Source organism: Rhodoferax sp., assembly GCF_014859475.1.
GTDB lineage: Bacteria > Pseudomonadota > Gammaproteobacteria > Burkholderiales > Burkholderiaceae_C > Rhodoferax.
On the sequence record NZ_JACUUE010000011.1, the window covers coordinates 18829 to 32458 of the forward strand.

General features: G+C 60.5%; 15 protein-coding genes. 9 read left to right on the forward strand and 6 right to left on the reverse strand.

Annotated elements, in window-relative coordinates; all coding sequences use genetic code 11:
- Positions 1 to 266 precede the first annotated feature (266 nt).
- The gene (locus IBX54_RS02080) at positions 267 to 833 is read right to left on the reverse strand and encodes a YggT family protein (RefSeq protein WP_296540996.1); all 567 of its coding nucleotides are present in this window, start codon (positions 831 to 833) and stop codon (positions 267 to 269) included.
- Positions 834 to 997: 164 nt separating this feature from the next.
- Between IBX54_RS02080 and lysS the strand changes: the two genes are divergently transcribed.
- Both lysS and ugpQ read left to right on the forward strand, forming a co-directional pair.
- Positions 998 to 2569, forward strand: coding sequence for a lysine--tRNA ligase (gene lysS, locus IBX54_RS02085; protein ID WP_296540997.1), 1572 nt, complete (start codon positions 998 to 1000; stop codon positions 2567 to 2569).
- Positions 2570 to 2572: 3 nt separating this feature from the next.
- Positions 2573 to 3334 carry a glycerophosphodiester phosphodiesterase gene (ugpQ, locus tag IBX54_RS02090; RefSeq protein ID WP_296540998.1) on the forward strand — a complete coding sequence of 254 codons (762 nt, stop codon included), beginning with the start codon at positions 2573 to 2575 and terminating at the stop codon, positions 3332 to 3334.
- On the opposite strand, the gene IBX54_RS02095 is transcribed toward ugpQ, so the two are convergent.
- Positions 3327 to 3593 carry a hypothetical protein gene (locus tag IBX54_RS02095; protein ID WP_296540999.1) on the reverse strand — a complete coding sequence of 89 codons (267 nt, stop codon included), beginning with the start codon at positions 3591 to 3593 and terminating at the stop codon, positions 3327 to 3329. The two genes, ugpQ and IBX54_RS02095, sit on opposite strands and share 8 nt — an antisense overlap.
- A gap of 71 nt (positions 3594 to 3664) precedes the next feature.
- Here IBX54_RS02095 and hemA point away from each other — a divergent pair, with 71 nt between their 5' ends.
- The 5 genes from hemA to grxD all read left to right on the forward strand — a co-directional run bounded on the left by hemA (position 3665) and on the right by grxD (position 7657).
- Positions 3665 to 4924 (forward strand): glutamyl-tRNA reductase, encoded by a 1260-nt coding sequence (gene hemA / locus IBX54_RS02100; RefSeq protein WP_296541000.1) that lies wholly within the window; start codon positions 3665 to 3667, stop codon positions 4922 to 4924.
- Positions 4925 to 5051: 127 nt separating this feature from the next.
- Positions 5052 to 6146, forward strand: a complete 1095-nt coding sequence (prfA, locus tag IBX54_RS02105; RefSeq protein WP_296541001.1) for a peptide chain release factor 1 — start codon at positions 5052 to 5054, stop codon at positions 6144 to 6146.
- Between the two features lie 6 nt (positions 6147 to 6152).
- Entirely contained in the window at positions 6153 to 7013 is an 861-nt protein-coding gene (gene prmC / locus IBX54_RS02110) for a peptide chain release factor N(5)-glutamine methyltransferase (RefSeq protein ID WP_296541002.1), read from the forward strand.
- Positions 7010 to 7228, forward strand: coding sequence for a SlyX family protein (locus IBX54_RS02115; protein ID WP_296541003.1), 219 nt, complete (start codon positions 7010 to 7012; stop codon positions 7226 to 7228). Before prmC ends, IBX54_RS02115 begins: the two co-directional genes overlap by 4 nt.
- Positions 7229 to 7330: 102 nt before the next feature.
- Positions 7331 to 7657, forward strand: coding sequence for a Grx4 family monothiol glutaredoxin (gene grxD / locus IBX54_RS02120; RefSeq protein WP_296541004.1), 327 nt, complete (start codon positions 7331 to 7333; stop codon positions 7655 to 7657).
- Between the two features lie 8 nt (positions 7658 to 7665).
- Here the strand turns inward: grxD and IBX54_RS02125 are convergent, their stop codons facing one another.
- Both IBX54_RS02125 and IBX54_RS02130 read right to left on the reverse strand, forming a co-directional pair.
- Positions 7666 to 8244, reverse strand: a complete 579-nt coding sequence (locus tag IBX54_RS02125) for a lytic transglycosylase domain-containing protein (protein WP_296541012.1) — start codon at positions 8242 to 8244, stop codon at positions 7666 to 7668.
- Between the two features lie 137 nt (positions 8245 to 8381).
- The gene (locus IBX54_RS02130; RefSeq protein ID WP_296541005.1) at positions 8382 to 10124 is read right to left on the reverse strand and encodes a proline--tRNA ligase; all 1743 of its coding nucleotides are present in this window, start codon (positions 10122 to 10124) and stop codon (positions 8382 to 8384) included.
- Positions 10125 to 10215: 91 nt separating this feature from the next.
- On the opposite strand from IBX54_RS02130, the gene IBX54_RS02135 reads away from it, so the two are divergent.
- Both IBX54_RS02135 and IBX54_RS02140 read left to right on the forward strand, forming a co-directional pair.
- Positions 10216 to 10836, forward strand: coding sequence for an RNA pyrophosphohydrolase (locus tag IBX54_RS02135; protein ID WP_296541006.1), 621 nt, complete (start codon positions 10216 to 10218; stop codon positions 10834 to 10836).
- A gap of 55 nt (positions 10837 to 10891) precedes the next feature.
- Positions 10892 to 11344 carry a CNP1-like family protein gene (locus tag IBX54_RS02140; protein ID WP_296541007.1) on the forward strand — a complete coding sequence of 151 codons (453 nt, stop codon included), beginning with the start codon at positions 10892 to 10894 and terminating at the stop codon, positions 11342 to 11344.
- Between the two features lie 31 nt (positions 11345 to 11375).
- On the opposite strand, the gene proB is transcribed toward IBX54_RS02140, so the two are convergent.
- Both proB and cgtA read right to left on the reverse strand, forming a co-directional pair.
- Positions 11376 to 12512, reverse strand: coding sequence for a glutamate 5-kinase (gene proB / locus IBX54_RS02145; protein ID WP_296541008.1), 1137 nt, complete (start codon positions 12510 to 12512; stop codon positions 11376 to 11378).
- Between the two features lie 25 nt (positions 12513 to 12537).
- Complete coding sequence (gene cgtA, locus IBX54_RS02150) at positions 12538 to 13629, reverse strand: Obg family GTPase CgtA (RefSeq protein ID WP_296541009.1); 1092 nt, start codon at positions 13627 to 13629, stop codon at positions 12538 to 12540.
- Between the last annotated feature and the right edge of the window lies 1 nt (position 13630).

Here is a 13630-nt window from a genome sequence, read left to right on the forward strand (position 1 = left end):
CACGGCAGCACCAATCAACCTAGATTCCTCAGTTGGACGCGTCCGAGTGGGCTGCTGGTGGCGTGTCTGGGTAGGCGCGACGACGCAGCGGGCTACTGCCCGTAAGGAGGAGCAACGACCCCAGGCACGTTGCCAGCGGCGCTTGTCGCTCGCGTAGCGCTTTCACCCAAAAGGTGAACGTTATCGAAGTCACTTTTTCTAATCAGTTCAATGCCTTATCGAAGTTTTCAAGCAGTCAACTGAGGAATCTAGGTTCAAGCTTTGGCTCAAACTATCTGCAAAGCCATCGCCTGCAGATTCCCCAACACAATGGCCGCCACCTGCAACAGCAGCAGCAACACCAATGGCGACAGATCAATACCACCCACCAGGGGAAGCACGCTCCGAATGGGACGCAACAGGGGCTCTACCAAACGTGCCATCACCCCACCAAGAACCGACGGCGTTGGCAGCCAGGACAGCACGGCATAAACAATCACCACCACCGTCAGGCCGGAGATGGCCATGCTCAACAGACCAAACAGCGCCAAAACAGGCAACGCAAACAGTCCGCCGCCCGCCCCGGCAAGCAGCCAAAGCACGGCAAATTTGGCCAGTTGCAACAAGAATGCAGCCGCCAGACTGGCACTGTCAAGAAGCCCGAGCGCCGGCAACACGCGCCGCAGCGGCAACACGATCCAGTCGGTCAGGGCAAACACAAAACGCCCCAGCGGGTTACCCGAGCGCACCGACATGGGCACACGCAGCGCCTGCATGTAAAGCCGCAGCAGACAGGCACCGCTGACCAGGCCTGCAGCCACCTCAAGCAACAAAGAAACAATCTGATAAAGCATGGCACCCATCCACGATTGAGAAGCAGTGAGCATCATAGCGTCGGCATGGGGGCGGCATGGCGGCGGCATAAACATGAGCACGCAAGCTCTTAAAATAGGCGGCTTTGCCAGATCTCTTTTTGCCTTGCTGCCGACCCTTTGGCTGCTTTTATGGATTGCCCCACATGTCTGACCACACCACCGCCGCACCCAGTCCGATGCCTCAGGACGAAAACCAGCTGATTCTGGAGCGGCGCGAAAAACTCAAAGCCCTGCGCCAGGCTCAGCTTGATGGCAAGGGCCCTGTTTTTCCGAACGACTTCAAGCCCAGCGACCATGCTGCAGACTTGTTTGCCGCCCACGCCGGGCAAACCCCGGAAGGCTTGATCGAGCAAGGCGCCACAGCCAAAGTGGCCGGTCGCATGATGCTCAAGCGTGTCATGGGCAAGGCCAGTTTTGCCACGCTGCAAGACAGCACCGGGCGCATTCAAATCTACATCAAGCGCGACGACGTGGGCGAAGACATCTATGCCGCCTTCAAGCACTGGGACCTGGGCGACATCGTCGCCGCCGAGGGCCTGGTGTTCAAGACCAAGACCGGCGAGCTGTCGATTCACGCCAGCAGCATCCGCCTGCTCACAAAAAGCCTGCGCCCGATGCCTGACAAGTTTCACGGCATGGCCGACCAGGAAATCAAATACCGCCAGCGTTACGTCGATCTGATGACCGATGAAGAGACCAAAAAACGCTTCATCGCACGCAGCAAGGCTGTCAGTGGCATTCGCGAATTCATGGTGACGCACGACTTTCTCGAGGTCGAAACGCCCATGCTGCACCCGATTCCCGGCGGTGCCAATGCAAAACCGTTTACCACGCACCACAACGCGCTGGACCAGCAAATGTTTTTGCGCATCGCGCCCGAGCTGTATTTAAAGCGGCTGATCGTCGGCGGCTTCGAGCGCGTGTTCGAGATCAACCGCAGCTTTCGCAACGAAGGCATCAGCGTGCGCCACAACCCCGAATTCACCATGATGGAGTTCTACGCGGCTTACTGGGACTACCAGGACCTGATGACCTTCACCGAAGCGCTGATCCGCGATGCCGCGCAACGCGCCGTGGGCAGTCTGCAACTCGGCTATGCGGGCCGGGCCGTTGACCTGGAGCAGCCGTTCGAGCGTCTGACCATCCATGAAGCCATTTGCAAGTACACCGAAGCGGGTCAGATGCTCGACGACGGCTCGGGCCTGAGGGTGGACAGCGCTGCCTGGTTGCGCTCGGTGCTGCCAAAGCTGGGCATCACCGAGGCCAAGCATCACATCTCGACGCGCAGCCTGGCCAGCCTGCAGGTGCTGTATTTTGAAGAAACCGTGGAAGAACAGCTGTGGCAGCCCACTTTCATCATGGAGCACCCGACCGAAATTTCGCCGCTGGCACGCGCCAACGATGCCCGCCCGGAGGTCACCGAGCGCTTTGAGCTCTACATCACCGGACGCGAGTTCGGCAACGGTTTCAGCGAATTGAACGACGCCGAGGAACAGGCCGCCCGCTTCCAGGCCCAAGTGGCTGCCAAAGACGGTGGTGACGACGAGGCCATGTACTACGACCACGACTTCATCCGTGCGCTGGAGTACGGCATGCCGCCCACCGGCGGCTGCGGCGTGGGTCTGGACCGGCTCATGATGCTGCTCACCGACAGCAGCAGCATCCGCGACGTGATTCTGTTCCCGGCGCTGCGCCGCGAAGCGCAGGAAAAATAAACCATGGCACACGCCCAGCCCTGGCCCTACCCGCGCTGGATCGCCCACCGGGGCGCTGGCAAACTGGCACCCGAAAACACCCTGGCAGCCTTTCGTGTCGGCGCCAGCCACGGCTACCGCATGTTCGAGTGCGACGTCAAACTGAGCAGCGACGGCGTGCCTTTCCTGCTGCACGACGACACGCTCACGCGCACCACCAACGCCCTGGAGATGCTGGGGGCGCAGCACAACGCCACGGCAGGCGACCATCCCTGGGGCACGCTGGCCCGGCTTGATGCCGGCAGTTGGCATTCACGCGCCTTTGTTGGCGAGCCGCTGCCCACTTTTGAGGCCATTGCCCGCTATTGCCTGCGCAATGGCTATTTTTTAAACATCGAAGTCAAGCCCACACCTGGCCTGCAATGCCAGACTGGCGACGTGGTGGCCCGACACGCTGCGCGTCTTTGGAAAAATGCGCCCGTGCCACCACTGCTGACCTCGTTTGATGTCACCGCACTGCAAGCCGCCAGAGATACGCAGCCGGAACTGCCACGGGGCTTGCTGCTAGAGACGCTGTGGCCCGGCTGGCTGGAAACTGCGCTGCGCCTGGGCTGTGTTGCCATCATCTGCGACCACGTGTTGTGGAATCAGCAGAGCCTGACGCAGGCCCAAAACGCTGGCTTCAGGGCCCTGAGCTACACCGTCAACGACGACGCCACGGCCCGACGCCTGCTCGACCTGGGTCTGGATGGCATCATCACCGACCGGGTGGACTTATTCATTTGAGCATGACCCATTGAACGGTGGCGGCAATGCACACCAGCGCCAGATAAGTCACCATCTTGCCATCCTGACCCAACAGCGCCAGGCCGAGCAACAAGACCAACAGACTCGCCATAAAAATGAAAGCAGCCTGCTTGCGCAGAGGCAAGCGTGACGCTCTTTTTCTGATCACGAATCGGGCCAGCCACGGCAACAGCAACGCCAGCCACACAGCAGGCGCCGCAAAGTTGAGGACATGGTTGAGCAGTGCCAGCAGATCCATCAAACACCTTGGGGGAAAAAGAAAAAATGATGCAAGTCAAAGCGCATGGCGGGTGATTTTATAATCCGGCAATGGCAGTCTGGGCATTAGGCATCAATCACACGACCGCGCCGCTCGACCTGCGCGGTCGCTTTGCGTTCGCCATCGACCAGATCGAACCCACTTTGAGAGGCTTGCGCGAATCGCTGCCAAATCAGCCCGAAGCCGCGCTGATATCCACCTGCAACCGCACCGAGATTTATTGCGCCGGTGAAAAACCCCAGCTGGAGCACACCCTCGACTGGCTGGCCCAGACCGGTGGAGTCTCCTCTGCCCTGTTGCGTACCCACTCCTACACCCTCGAAGACAGCCGGGCCGCGCGCCATGCGTTTCGCGTCACCAGCGGCCTGGACTCCATGGTGCTGGGGGAAACCCAGATTCTGGGCCAGATCAAAAACGCGGTGCGCGCGGCGGAAGCCGCCGGCGCTTTGGGCAACACGCTGAGCCAGTTGTTCCAACGCTCATTTGCCGTGGCCAAAGAGGTGCGCACCTCGACCGAAATCGGCGCGCACTCCATCAGCATGGCCGCGGCCGCTGTGCGCCTGGCCGGGCAATTGTTCGAGGACCTCGGTGAGGTCAAAATGCTGTTTGTCGGTGCGGGCGAAATGATCGAGCTGTGCGCCACCCACTTTGCCGCAAAAACGCCCAAGTGCATGGTCATTGCCAACCGCACCCTGGAGCGTGGCGAAAAGCTGGCCAGCCGCTTCGGCGGCGAGGTCATGCACCTTTCCGAGCTGCCCGAGCGCCTGCACGAGTTCGACGCTGTCATCAGCTGCACCGCCAGCACGCTGCCCATCATTGGCCTGGGCACGGTGGAACGTGCCTTGAAAAAGCGCAAGCGTCGCCCCATGTTCATGGTCGATCTGGCCGTGCCACGCGACATCGAGCAAGAAGTCAAGGCGCTCGAAGACATCTACCTGTACACCGTTGATGACCTCTCCAGCGTGGTGCAAACCGCGCAGGCCAGCCGCCAGGCGGCGGTGGCGCAGGCCGAGGCCATTGTCGATGCCGGTGTGCAGAGCTTCATGCACTGGATTGACCAGCGCGGTTCGGTGCCGCTGATCCAGCAGCTCAACGCCCAGGCCGACGAATGGCGTGCCAATGAGACTGCCCGCGCCCGCAAGCTCTTGGCCAAGGGCGCAGACGTGGACACCGTGCTCGAAGCCCTGTCCAAAGGGCTGACCCAAAAAATGCTGCACGGCGCCATGGCCGAACTCCGCGCCGGCGATGCGCAAGCACGCGAACATGCCAGCACCGCCATTCGGCACTTCTTTTTGCGCAAAGAACGTTAGCTGTTGCTGCCATCCCGGATCGGGTTTGCACCGATCGCAAAATGCGTGGATTGCGGGTCGCGCCCGCCATGACAACCAACCCATCGCCCAGCCACATCATCGCCCCCATCACCTTGCCCACCGCCACATGAAACTCTTTCTTCGCCAGCAACTTGCCCGCTACGCCGACCGTCTGGGAGAGCTGGAGTTTTTGTTGTCACGCCCCGACATCATGAACGACATGGCGCAATTTCGGCTGCTGTCGCGTGAGCACACCGAAGTGGCCGCCGTGGCCAACCGCTGGCAACGCTACCAGCAGCGTGAAGCCGATCTGGCGGCCGCCCAGGATCTGCTTAAGAACTCGGCAGATGACCCGGACATGGCGCAGATGGCGCAAGAAGAAGTCGATGGCGCCAGCGTCGAAATAGAGCAACTCGAAACCGAGTTGCAGCGTATGTTGCTGCCCAAGGACCCCGACGATGCGCGCAACGCTTTCATTGAAATTCGTGCTGGTACCGGCGGTGACGAATCGGCCCTGTTTGCCGCCGATCTGGCACGCATGTACCTGCGTTTTTGTGACCGGCGCGGCTGGCGCGCCGAGATTTTGAGCGAATCGCCCAACGAGCTCGGCGGCTACAAAGAGGTGGTGATCAAGGTCGAAGGCGACCATGTGTATGGCGCGCTCAAATTTGAGTCCGGCGGTCACCGCGTGCAGCGCGTGCCGGTCACGGAAACCCAGGGCCGCATCCACACAAGCGCCTGCACCGTGGCCGTGCTGGCCGAGCCCGACGAGGCTGAGACGATCCAGATCAACCCATCGGACCTGCGCATCGACACCTACCGCGCCAGCGGCGCCGGCGGTCAGCACATCAACAAAACTGACTCGGCCGTGCGCATCACCCACCTGCCCACGGGTATCGTGTCTGAGTGCCAGGAAGGTCGCAGCCAGCACAGCAACAAGGCAAAGGCGCTTCAGGTGCTGACTGCCCGCATTCAGGAGAAAGACCGCAGCGCGCGCGCGGCACGAGACGCAGCCGAGCGCAAAAGCCTGGTCGGCAGTGGTGACCGCAGCGACCGCATCCGCACCTACAATTTTCCGCAGGGGCGGCTTACCGACCACCGCATCAACCTCACGCTGTACAAGCTGCTCGCCATCATGGAAGGCGACATGGACGATGTCTTGAACGCCTTGCAGGGCCACGAAGCCGCCGCACAACTGGCTGCTCTCGAACTCAATGCCTGAAGCCTCATGAATATCGCCAACCTGGCGCCTGCCACTGTGGGGCAAGCGCTTGCCAGTTTGCAACGCAAGGGGCTCGATCGGCTGGATGCCCAATTGCTGCTGCTGCATGTGCTGGACAAGCCTGCCAGCCAGCGCGGCTGGCTGCTGGCGCATGACAACGATGCGCTGCCGCCCACGCGTGCCGCTGCCTTGGAACTGCTGGTGCAACGCCGCCTGGCAGGCGAGCCGCTGGCCTACCTGAGCGGCCACAAGGCGTTTTTTGGGCTGGACTTGCTGGTCGACGCCCGTGTGCTGGTGCCCCGGCCCGATACCGAAACGCTGGTCAACTGGGCGCTGGAGACGCTCAACGGCGAGCAGCGTGTGCTCGACATGGGCACGGGCAGCGGCGCCATCGCCCTGGCGCTCAAGGCCAGCCAAGCCACGCTTGATGTCCACGCCACCGATGTCAGCCCCGGCGCGCTGGCTGTGGCCCGGGCCAACGCGCAGCGGCTCAAGCTGAGCGTTAGTTTTCATCAGGGAGCCTGGCTTGCCGCACTGCCAAAAATCACCGAAGCCTTCGACTGCATCGTCGCCAATCCGCCCTACATCGCCGAGCGCGATCCGCATCTGACAGCGCTTACGTTTGAGCCCGCACAAGCACTCAGCAGTGGCGCAGACGGCCTGGACGACCTGCGCCACATCATCGCCCAAGCACCCAGGCACCTGGCAGCGGGCGGCTGGCTGCTGCTGGAACACGGCTACGATCAGGCGCAGGTCGTGCGCGGCTTGCTAAGCGCTGCTGACTTGGCACACGTGCAGTCACGCCGTGACCTGGCAGGCATCGAGCGCTGCAGCGGCGGACAACTCAACCCGACAAAAAAACCATGACGACACCGACTCAGACCGACGACCGATTAACCCAACTGGAGGTCAAGGCCAGTTTTACTGAGGACCTGCTGGACAAGCTCGACCAGATCATCATCCGCCAGCAAGACCAGATTGACCGACTTGAGCGCGAAGTGCAGTGGCTGCGCCAGCAAGCGCCGCCCGAAGAGATGGCCGCCCCGCGCAACTTGCGCGACGAATTGCCACCCCACTATTGACCTTGCCTGGCGCAAACAGCCCTAAACACTTCAGGGTTTCACCCTCAGGGCACGTCAAAAGTGAAATAATCCAGCCTGTTTTTTTACATAGGAAGACTCAGCATGAGCGACGCACAACAACGCATTGACGACCTGGTCAAGCACAACGATATTTTGCTTTTCATGAAAGGCACAGCCAGCTTTCCGCAATGCGGCTTCTCGGGCCGCGCGGTGCAAATTCTGAAAGCCTGCGGCGTCGAACCCAAAGACATCAAAACCGTCAACGTGCTCGAAGACGATGCCATTCGCGCCGGTATCAAGGACTACAGCAACTGGCCTACCATCCCCCAGTTCTTTCACAAAGGAGAATTCATCGGCGGCTCCGACATCTTGATGGAAATGTACGAAAACGGCGAATTACAAACCCTGTTGGGCGCGCCTGTCCAATAAACCATCAATCAAGCCAGCCACACCTTCTGCGCACGCAGCACGGCCTGCGGGTAGGGCGCCCTGCCCCGCGAGCCGTTGTAACGCCCCAGCGCCATGAACCAGTCGCCCCGCTCGCGGTTGAGGTAGTGGCGCAAAATCACGCAGCCAAAGCGCAGGTTGGTTTGCATGTGAAACAGTTTTCCGGCATCGCCGTCGGCCAGCACACGCGTCCAGAAGGGCATGACCTGCATGTAACCGCGCGCGCCCGCGCTGCTCACGGCAAACTTGCGGAAATTGCTCTCCACCTGGATCAGGCCGAGCACTAATGAAACGTCGAGCCCGGCGCGCTTGGACTCGTACCAGACCGTTTGCAGAAATTCCTTGCGGGTCGTCAGGTCCGGCAATTTCCTGGCCAAGCGTTCGCTCATAGCGCCCAGCCAGCGTAAATAGTGCAGCCGCGACTCGGTGTCAGGGAACTCTGGCACCGGCGGCGCCTGATTGGCAATGGCCGAACTCAAGGCCGTACGAACAGAGTCGGCCAGCGGCTCTTCGAGCTGTACGCCAGCCCAGGATGGCGCTTGAAAAAAAAACGCGCCGGAGCCAACCATCAGGCCTAAAACATCGCGCAGCACACCGCGGCGTGTCAGATTCATGACCCGGCCCATTTGCAGCATGTCAGCGTCACGCCGCAATTCGCAGCCATCAGTCCGGCGTGAGAGAAATTGCCCGGCCATCGTTTTGCCTGTCAGGCCTTGAGTTTGGCCAGCAACTGGCCCACGATGGCAGTCACGGGCACAGTGGTTGCTGCGGCATCTCGGCGGTGCTGGTACTCCACGTTGCCTTCTTTCAGGGCGCGGTCGCCAATGTTGACGCGGTGCGGCACGCCGATGAGCTCCCAGTCGGCAAACATCGCGCCCGGGCGCTCACCACGGTCGTCCAGCAACACATCAACACCGGCTGCCAGCAATTCTGCATACAGCGACTCGGACGTGGCCTTGACCTCTGGCGAACGCTCGGCGTTGATCGGGCACAGCACCACGGTGAACGGCGCCAGCGCATCGGGCCAGATGATGCCGCGCTCGTCGTGGTTTTGCTCGATGGCAGCAGCCGGCAGGCGCGTGATGCCAATGCCGTAGCAGCCCATTTCCATGAACTGGGGTTTTCCGTTCTGGTCCAGAAAAGTGGCTTTCATGGCCTCGCTGTATTTGGTGCCCAGATAAAAAACATGGCCTACCTCAATGCCGCGCTCAATGGCCAGCACACCTTTGCCGTCGGGCGAGGCATCGCCTGCCACCACGTTGCGCAAATCGGCCACCAGCGCCGGTTCGGGCAAATCACGACCCCAGTTGACGCCGGTGATGTGAAAGTCGGCCGCATTGGCACCGCAGACCCAGTCGCTCATCACCGCAACGTCACGATCCACCACGAGTTGTACCGGCTTTTTCAGGCCGATCGGGCCCAAGTAACCGGGCAGGCAAGCAAAGTATTCTTCAATCTCGCCGAGGGTGGCAAAGCGGAAAGTCTGCAAGCCCGGCAACTTGCTGACCTTGACCTCATTCATGTCGTGATCGCCGCGCAGCAGCAGCAGCCAGACCTGGGTTTTCACCACTTCACCCAGTTCATCGAGTTCGTCGGTGGCCAGCACCAGGGATTTGACCGTGTTTTTCAGCGGCAAGCCCAGCAACTCAGCCACTGCCGCACAAGTGCTTTTGCCCGGCGTTGGCGTCTTGGTCATGGCTTGCGCGGCCACCGGGCGCGGGCCGACAGGGGCCAGCGCTTCGGCTTTTTCCATGTTGGCAGCGTAGTCGCTACCCGGGCAATAGATGATGGCGTCTTCACCGGTGGCCGCAATCACCTGGAACTCTTCGCTCAGGTCGCCGCCAATGGCGCCGCTATCGGCCGCTACGGCACGGTAGGTCAGCCCAAAGCGATCAAAAATGCGCCGGTAAGCTTGCGCCATGACCTGATAGCTGGCTTTGGCGCTGGCGGGGTCACGGTCAAAGCTGTAGGCGTCTTTCATGATGAATTCACGCCCGCGCATCAGGCCAAAGCGGGGACGGCGCTCGTCTCGGAACTTGGTCTGGATTTGGTAAAAATTCTTCGGCAACTGTTTGTAGCTTCTGATTTCCTGGCGCGCAATGTCGGTCACCACCTCTTCGCTGGTGGGTTGAACCACAAAGTCGTGCCCATGGCGGTCCTTGATGCGCAACAGCTCAGGCCCCATTTTTTCAAAGCGGCCCGTCTCAGCCCACAATTCGCCGGGCTGCACCACCGGCATAGACAGCTCGACAGCGCCAGCACGGTTCATTTCTTCGCGAACGATGGCCTCCACTTTGCGCACCACGCGCAGGCCCAGGGGCATCAGGGTGTAAATACCGGCACCGATCTTTTTGATCATGCCCGCGCGCATCATCAGCTTGTGACTGACGATTTCGGCATCAGCCGGGGCTTCTTTGAGTGTGGAAATGAAAAATTGAGAGGCTCGCATAGGGATATCCGGCAATATGTCAGGGTAATGTTGCTTGCCGCACGGCCGGGGCTGTGCATAATCAAGCTAATTTAAAAATTGAGGTTTGATTATGCTTGACCGGGAAGGCTTTAGGCCCAACGTCGGCATCGTCCTGCTCAACCAGAAAAATCAGGTGTTTTGGGGCAAGCGTATCCGTACGCACTCCTGGCAGTTTCCGCAGGGTGGCATTGACCGGGGCGAGACCCCCGAGCAGGCCATGATCAGGGAACTGCATGAAGAAGTTGGGCTGCTGCGCGAACACATTCGCATTGTGGCCCGCACCCGTGACTGGTTGCGCTATGAGGTGCCAGACCGTTTTATTCGCCGCGACTCACGCGGTTTTTACAAAGGCCAGAAACAAATCTGGTTCTTGTTGCAGCTGGTGGGCCACGACTGGGATTTGAACCTGCGCGCCACAAATCATCCAGAGTTCGATGCTTGGCGCTGGAACGACTACTGGGTGCCGCTGGATGCCGTGGTGGAATTCAAGCGCGAAGTGTATGTGACGGCACTCACCGAGTTATCGCGATTTTTGCCGCGAAACGACTATCGCAACCGCTTTCTTCGCCAAGGCATACGCCCGCTTGATCTGGGCCACTCCTGCGCCGACATGCCCGATGCCAGCTTCGAGCTACCGCCGGGCGCCACCGCCCTTGGAGCCAATCCCCAAACACGACAACATCATGTGTAAATCACCGTCTCCAGGCATCAGGCCTTCCAGGTTCGTACACAGTCTGGCCATAGGCTTGGCCTGCTGCGCACTCGGTGCGCAGGCGCAAGGTTTGCTCGAAAACCCGGACTGGCAGGAAACAGAAACGCCAGCACCACCCCGTTTTGACCCCAGGCAGCGCGTCGCGATCGACATGCCGCCTTATGTCAGCATGGAATTTGGCATCGATCCTGCCACCCTGGCTATCACACCAGACGGTATCGTGCGCTATGTCATGCTGGCCGTCAGCCCCAGCGGCACCATCAGCGCATTTTATGAAGGGATTCGTTGTGCCACGGGCGAGGTCAAAAGCTATGCCCGTGCCAACGCCAGCGGTGTCTGGACAATCGTGAAAGAACCTGAATGGCGCGGGCTCAACGACAGGCAGCCTTCCAAACACGCGCTGGCACTGGCCCGACAAGGCGCCTGTGAAGGCAACACCAACCCCAACTCGACGGCGGAAATCATCAGAAAGCTCAAAGCCAATTAGCCTGACTCAACACGGCAGGTAGCCACGCTGATCAGCGTTTGAGCACCAGGTTGTCACGGTGCACCATTTCGGGCTCGGCAGCATAGCCCAGCAAGGCTTCGAAGGCGCTGGAGGGTTTGCGGCATACCAGGCGCGCCTCGGTACTGGCGTAATTTGCCAGGCCACGGGCAATTTCAAGCCCTTGCGGGTCGCGAATGGCAATCACGTCGCCACGCGAAAAATCACCCTCGACCGCCACCATGCCAATGGGCAACAGGCTCGAGCCATCGCCCTGCAGCTTGGCCACGGCACCGGCATCTACGGTCACGGCGCCGCGCAATTGCAGATGGTCGGCAATCCACTGCTTGCGCGCCTGCGTTTTTTGAGTTGGTGCCACTAGCAGTGTGCCAATGGCTTCGCCATGACAGAGCCGCAGCAAGGCATCGGGCTCGCGGCCCCAGGCGATCACGGTTGCTGCGCCTGAGCCCGCTGCCCGCTTGGCTGCCAGTATTTTGGTGATCATGCCGCCGCGCCCCAAGCTGGAGCCAACGCCGCCTGCCATGGCCTCCAGCGCGGCGTCACCCGCTTGCGCCACATGCACCAACTCGGCGCTGGCATCCTTGCGCGGATCGGCCGTGAACAAACCCTTTTGATCGGTCAGAATCACCAGCGCATCGGCTTCCACCAAATTGGCCACCAAGGCACCCAGCGTGTCGTTGTCGCCAAACTTGATCTCGTCGTTGACCACCGTGTCGTTTTCGTTGATGACCGGCACCACGCCTAACTTGAGCAGCGTGAGCAGGGTAGAACGCGCATTGAGGTAACGCTCGCGATCAGCCAGATCGGCGTGCGTCAGCAGCACCTGGGCGCTGCCCAAACCGTTTTCGCGCAATTTGGTTTCGTACATGTGCGCCAGGCCCATCTGCCCGACGGCGGCAGCGGCCTGCAATTCGTGGATTTCACGCGGGCGCTTGGCCCAGCCCAGGCGCTTCATGCCTTCGGCAACGGCGCCACTGGAGACCATGATGACCTCGCGCCCCTGGCGCACCAGTTCGGCCATTTGCCGGCACCATTCGCCAATGGCCGCTTCGTCCAGCCCCCGGCCTTCATTGGTTACCAAGCTGGACCCCACCTTGATGACCACGCGATGCGCATCACGCAATGCTGAATTTGCTTGTTCTTGAGCCATTGAACCCTCTTGACAAGTATGTGCGTCAGGCGTTTTTCAGTGATGAATCAGGTGCCACTGGCTCTGCAAAGCGCGGGTCGATGACCTCGGGCTCAAGTTCCAGCTTTTGCTGGGCACTGATGTGCTTGTACACCGCCTTGATCAGCGACTCACAACCTTCACGTGTCAGGGCCGAAATCTCAAACACCGGCCCCTTGAACTTGAGCCGCTTGACAAAGTCCTTGACCAGTGCCTCGCGCTCTCCCAGCGGCACCATGTCGAGCTTGTTGAGCACCAGCCAGCGTGGTTTCTTGTACAGCGCGGTATCGTATTTTTTGAGCTCGTTGACAATGGCCTTGGCTTGCGCCACCGTATCCACGTCATCGTCAAACGGCGCCATATCGACCACATGCAGCAGCAGACGGGTGCGCTGCAAATGGCGCAAAAACAAATGCCCCAGGCCGGCGCCTTCCGAGGCGCCTTCAATCAATCCAGGCAAATCGGCCACCACAAAGCTCTGCTCCGGGCCCACGCGCACCACGCCAAGGTTGGGGTGCAACGTGGTAAACGGGTAGTCGGCAATGCGCGGCCGAGCGTTCGATATGGCCGTGATCAAGGTCGATTTGCCCGCATTTGGCATACCCAGCAGGCCCACATCGGCCAGCACCTTGAGTTCCAGCTTGAGGTTGCGCCGCTCGCCTGGCCAGCCCGGTGTTTTTTGCCGTGGTGCGCGGTTGATGGCGCTCTTGAAACGCATATTGCCAAAACCGCCATCGCCGCCTTTGGCGATGGTCATGACCTCGCCGGGTTTAAGCAATTCAAACAGCACTTCGCCGCTTTCGGCATCAGAAATGATAGTGCCCACCGGCATTTTCAGGGTAATGTCATCGCCGGCGGCGCCAAACATGTCGGAACCCATGCCGTGCTGACCGCGCTGGGCGTCATGCCGGCGCGAAAAGCGGTAATCGACCAGGGTATTGAGGTTGGGGTCCGCTACGGCAAACACATGGCCGCCACGGCCGCCGTCGCCGCCGTTGGGGCCACCAAATTCTTTGTATTTCTCATGACGAAACGAGACGCAGCCAGCGCCACCGTCTCCGGCGGAGACGTCAATATAGGCTTCGTCAACGAATTTCATG

Coding starts and splice junctions, on each gene's coding strand:
- IBX54_RS02080 (WP_296540996.1), bottom strand. CDS start 833: ATGCTTTATCAGATTGTTTCTTTGTTGCTTGAGGTGGCTGCAGGCCTG.
- lysS (WP_296540997.1), top strand. CDS start 998: ATGTCTGACCACACCACCGCCGCACCCAGTCCGATGCCTCAGGACGAA.
- ugpQ (WP_296540998.1), top strand. CDS start 2,573: ATGGCACACGCCCAGCCCTGGCCCTACCCGCGCTGGATCGCCCACCGG.
- IBX54_RS02095 (WP_296540999.1), bottom strand. CDS start 3,593: ATGGATCTGCTGGCACTGCTCAACCATGTCCTCAACTTTGCGGCGCCT.
- hemA (WP_296541000.1), top strand. CDS start 3,665: ATGGCAGTCTGGGCATTAGGCATCAATCACACGACCGCGCCGCTCGAC.
- prfA (WP_296541001.1), top strand. CDS start 5,052: ATGAAACTCTTTCTTCGCCAGCAACTTGCCCGCTACGCCGACCGTCTG.
- prmC (WP_296541002.1), top strand. CDS start 6,153: ATGAATATCGCCAACCTGGCGCCTGCCACTGTGGGGCAAGCGCTTGCC.
- IBX54_RS02115 (WP_296541003.1), top strand. CDS start 7,010: ATGACGACACCGACTCAGACCGACGACCGATTAACCCAACTGGAGGTC.
- grxD (WP_296541004.1), top strand. CDS start 7,331: ATGAGCGACGCACAACAACGCATTGACGACCTGGTCAAGCACAACGAT.
- IBX54_RS02125 (WP_296541012.1), bottom strand. CDS start 8,244: ATGGTTGGCTCCGGCGCGTTTTTTTTTCAAGCGCCATCCTGGGCTGGC.
- IBX54_RS02130 (WP_296541005.1), bottom strand. CDS start 10,124: ATGCGAGCCTCTCAATTTTTCATTTCCACACTCAAAGAAGCCCCGGCT.
- IBX54_RS02135 (WP_296541006.1), top strand. CDS start 10,216: ATGCTTGACCGGGAAGGCTTTAGGCCCAACGTCGGCATCGTCCTGCTC.
- proB (WP_296541008.1), bottom strand. CDS start 12,512: ATGGCTCAAGAACAAGCAAATTCAGCATTGCGTGATGCGCATCGCGTG.
- cgtA (WP_296541009.1), bottom strand. CDS start 13,629: ATGAAATTCGTTGACGAAGCCTATATTGACGTCTCCGCCGGAGACGGT.